4 protein-coding genes are annotated in these 3,607 nt (G+C 44.8%); 2 read left to right on the forward strand and 2 right to left on the reverse strand.

Annotated elements, in window-relative coordinates:
* The first annotated feature begins 362 nt into the window (after window positions 1–362).
* Window positions 363–1,286 (forward strand): nucleotidyltransferase domain-containing protein, encoded by a 924-nt coding sequence (locus MNV_RS05795; RefSeq protein WP_096204408.1) that lies wholly within the window; start codon window positions 363–365, stop codon window positions 1,284–1,286.
* Between the two features lie 53 nt (window positions 1,287–1,339).
* Here the strand turns inward: MNV_RS05795 and ahbC are convergent, their stop codons facing one another.
* Together ahbC and MNV_RS05805 are read right to left on the reverse strand one after the other, a co-directional pair.
* Window positions 1,340–2,542 carry a 12,18-didecarboxysiroheme deacetylase gene (gene ahbC, locus MNV_RS05800; RefSeq protein WP_096204409.1) on the reverse strand — a complete coding sequence of 401 codons (1,203 nt, stop codon included), beginning with the start codon at window positions 2,540–2,542 and terminating at the stop codon, window positions 1,340–1,342.
* 58 nt (window positions 2,543–2,600) lie between these two features.
* On the reverse strand, window positions 2,601–2,870 hold the full coding sequence (locus MNV_RS05805; RefSeq protein WP_096204410.1) for an iron-sulfur cluster biosynthesis family protein: 270 nt from the start codon (window positions 2,868–2,870) through the stop codon (window positions 2,601–2,603).
* A gap of 133 nt (window positions 2,871–3,003) precedes the next feature.
* On the opposite strand from MNV_RS05805, the gene MNV_RS05810 reads away from it, so the two are divergent.
* Complete coding sequence (locus MNV_RS05810; RefSeq protein ID WP_096204411.1) at window positions 3,004–3,432, forward strand: hypothetical protein; 429 nt, start codon at window positions 3,004–3,006, stop codon at window positions 3,430–3,432.
* The last annotated feature ends 175 nt before the right edge of the window (window positions 3,433–3,607 follow it).

Raw genomic sequence — 3,607 nt, forward strand, 5'->3', positions numbered from 1 at the left:
TTTTTATTGGCATATCCACCCTATATTAAGTAAATAATAAGAAAGAAGAAAGAAAGAAGAAAGACTGTACGGGTGTCCCATGTTGGGACAGGTACCTATGCCAAGTTGGGACATTAAAAAGATTTTTCGAAAATACCCAAACACCCCTACACCCTTGACACCCCTTATACCCTCCATAACCTTTACACCTTTATGAACTCCTGCACCCTCTGCACCCCTGAGCCCCGGAACCCTCTATGCCCCCAATACTTCTCACATATACTCCTTTGGGAATGCTTTTAAGAGTTTTTTGTTTTCGGTTGCAGAAAGGGAGTTGTAAGAAAGCGCATTATTTATATTAACCTGGTCCAGTAGGGTAAATAATGACAATACGAGTACGACTGCGTGATTTCATCATCACTGACGAAGACTGGATATTCGCTGTAGCGGATTACTGCCATCCCGATGGCATAAGGTCGGTTCTCAGGTATGTGCCCGATCCGCAGGGTACAAGGGGTGTTCAGAAGAAATACCGCAAGCTGGATTTCGATGACTCTTTCGTATTTATGAGAACAGCCCGCCCCGAATGGGTTAAAGATGTACATATCGTACCCAGGGAGCGCATTAAACAGGTACTCGCTCCCAATGAGAGGCTCCCTTTTATCATGAAAGGCAATAAAAAAGTCAGGATTATAGTTGGCGCGCTCAGGAACGGTATCCAGCTTGATAAAATGGGTGTAACAGGCTCGCTTCTTGCCGGATTGCAGAACGAATCCTCTGACATTGATTTTATCGTTTACGGGAGCTCCTGGTTCACCGCACGGGACATCATCACGCAGGCGAAAAAAGACAAAAGCGCTATTACCGAGATAAGCGATGAGATGTGGAGAGATATTTATAAGAAACGCAAGCCTGAGATATCTTTTGATGAATTCCTCATCCATGAACTCAGAAAGGGAAACAGGGGGATGGTTGATGGAACATATTTTGATCTCCTGTACGTAAGGGACTGGGAAGATATCGAACCCTTCGCCAGGGGAGTTGATGCCGGGGTCAAGACCATTGAAGCGACCGTAGTCAATGCTGATTTCTCGTTCGACAGCCCTGCGATATATAAAATCGACCATCCCGAAATAAGCTATGTGCTGTCCTACACCCATACCTATGCAGGGCAGGCGCTGGTCGGAGAGAGGATAGAAGCAAGGGGTATGGTCGAAGTTGTCGGGGATATGAAAAGGCTTGTTGTCGGGACAACGAGGGAACCGAAAGGTGAGTGGATACGCTCGCTTACGCTTATCGAATCATAATCCACTGAACCGGAACACGGATGACACGGATATGCACAGATTCTTTAATCCTGCTACTTTCCTGTGTCGTATCCGATTTCCTCTTTCGTCAGGTAGCATGCCGGGTCATCTGCCCAGACGTTGCTATGTATCGCTTCAGCGCGCACCCTGAAGTTCCCGTTGCATATATCGAACCACTTGCACCGCGCGCACCTGTCGGCACTGGCTTTTATGAGTGGTTTCCTGTTCTTAAGACCTGCCATGAGTTCATTACGCGTGTCCGTCCATATCTCGCTGAATTTGCGCTCTTTCACATTGCCGAAAGAGTAATGTCTCCAGAACTGGTCGGCATGAACGGAGCCGTCCCATGAGACACAGGCAATCCCGATGCCGGATGAGTTGCCCTGGTTCATCTGGAGAAGTTCATACACATCTGCGGCACGTTTCGGGTCTTCTTTCAGGAGCCGGAAATAGACGTAAGGACCGTCGCAGTGGTTATCGACGGTCAGTACCTCCATCGGGAAACCCCTCTCGTGTACAGCCTTTGTCCTGTCCATTATAATATCAAGCGTCTTCCTGCTCTCCTCATGAGTGAGGTCTTCTTTTACGAGTTTTGAGCCGCGCCCGGCGTAAACAAGATGGTAGAAACAGACTCGAGGGATTTTCTCTTTTTCAAGGAGGTCGAATATGGCAGGGACATCCTTCACGTTCTTCTTGTTGATGGTGAAGCGAAGACCGACCTTGATATCTTCTGCAAGGCAGTTGCGCATGCCCTGGAGCGCCAGGTCAAATGCGCCTTTAACCCCCCTGAATTTATCGTTGGTTTCTCTCATTCCGTCCAGAGATACGCCAACATATGAAAGCCCTATCTCTTTCAGGACTTTTGCCATCTTTTTATCTATCAGGGTACCGTTCGTTGATATTACGGCGCGCATGCCTTTTGAGCGTGCATACTGCGCAAGTTGGGGAAGGTCGGGGCGCATGATGGGTTCGCCGCCTGAGAAAAGGATGACTGGCGCGCCGAATTTCGCCAGGTCATCGATAAGCTCCTTACCCTGCTCTGTGGTCAGTTCATTCTTATACTCGATATCCTTTGATTGAGCATAGCAGTGGACGCAGCGCAGGTTGCAGCGCCTGCCCATGTTCCAGACCACTACCGGTTTTTTGTCTTTTGAGAACTGCAATAAGTGCGACGGGAGTTTCCCTGATTCGCGCCCGTACCTGAGCGCATCCGAAGGTTCAACGGTCCCGCAGTAAAGTTTTGATATACCTATCATCCTTTTTCTCCTTTGTTCGATATATTACGAATCAATTTTATTTAAAGATTCCCTGTTTTTATTCAATCTCCAGGAGCAATCCTCTCTGTTCATCATATTTTATCCCGATATGCTCTGTATTATCAGCCAGTCCTTTTTCTATATGCACCGTGAGCCCATCCTGAGTGAATGTAACATCGCCGGCAAGCGCTTTTTTTACCGGTGCCATTTCGAACTGTTTACAGCATCCGCCCCCGCTTATGAATATACGCATCGCAGGAGCGTTCTCTTTTGCAAGAGCTTTTTTAATAAACTCGATAGCTCCATCGTCTATAAAAAGTTTGCTCATTGTTGTTACAGAGGAAGTTCAATCGATATAAATCTTATATCTTCCTGGTAAGCTAAAGTTACACCGGTTCAGTACATTATATTATAGATAATTATATATATGGGTTTAATGCATTTATTTTAACTGTGGTACGATGGCGAAACAACCTGACGAAAGAGATATACTAAATAAAATAAAAATATCTGAAAAGAAATTAGAGGATTTAAAAAAATTAAAAGAAAACGCAAATAAGATAAACTTTTCCGATATAGAATTAAAAATCAATAAAGCAATAGAAGCTAAGGATGAGGCGAAAACTTCAAAAAACCACGATGATGCAAAAAAGAAAGCAGAGGAAGCATTAAAAGCTGTAAAAAAAGAAGAAGAGGCGATTATAAACGGAGTAAGAACCTGTCAGTTCCTAACATGGAAAGAGGGACTGATGTGGGAGATAATACTTGCTATCATTGCTGCGGTAGTAATGTATTTCCTGATTAAGACGCAAAAGCCCGAAATTCCCATCGCTGTTTTTCTCTGGGCTATCCTTGGTGCAATAGCCTACTTAGGATTGATGATTAAATAACATTCTCATTTCTGCATGGTGAACTTTAACAAAAGTGATATTAGTCTGTTCGTCCGAAATATCAGGCATGATACCCTATGACGTATCTGTAGAACAAGAGATGAAAAAATTCTATGATACGCTTTCTGAAAAAGATAAAAGACGGTACGCTGCGATTGAAGCTTTGAAGCTTGGT

Origin of the sequence: Candidatus Methanoperedens nitratireducens, from assembly GCF_900196725.1 — an archaeon.
GTDB classification, from domain to species: Archaea; Halobacteriota; Methanosarcinia; order Methanosarcinales; family Methanoperedenaceae; genus Methanoperedens; species Methanoperedens nitroreducens_A.

Excerpts from the sequence above, each read along its gene's own strand:
- MNV_RS05810 (WP_096204411.1), top strand. The coding sequence starts at position 3,004 with ATGGCGAAACAACCTGACGAAAGAGATATACTAAATAAAATAAAAATA.
- MNV_RS05795 (WP_096204408.1), top strand. The coding sequence starts at position 363 with ATGACAATACGAGTACGACTGCGTGATTTCATCATCACTGACGAAGAC.
- ahbC (WP_096204409.1), bottom strand. The coding sequence starts at position 2,542 with ATGATAGGTATATCAAAACTTTACTGCGGGACCGTTGAACCTTCGGAT.
- MNV_RS05805 (WP_096204410.1), bottom strand. The coding sequence starts at position 2,870 with ATGAGCAAACTTTTTATAGACGATGGAGCTATCGAGTTTATTAAAAAA.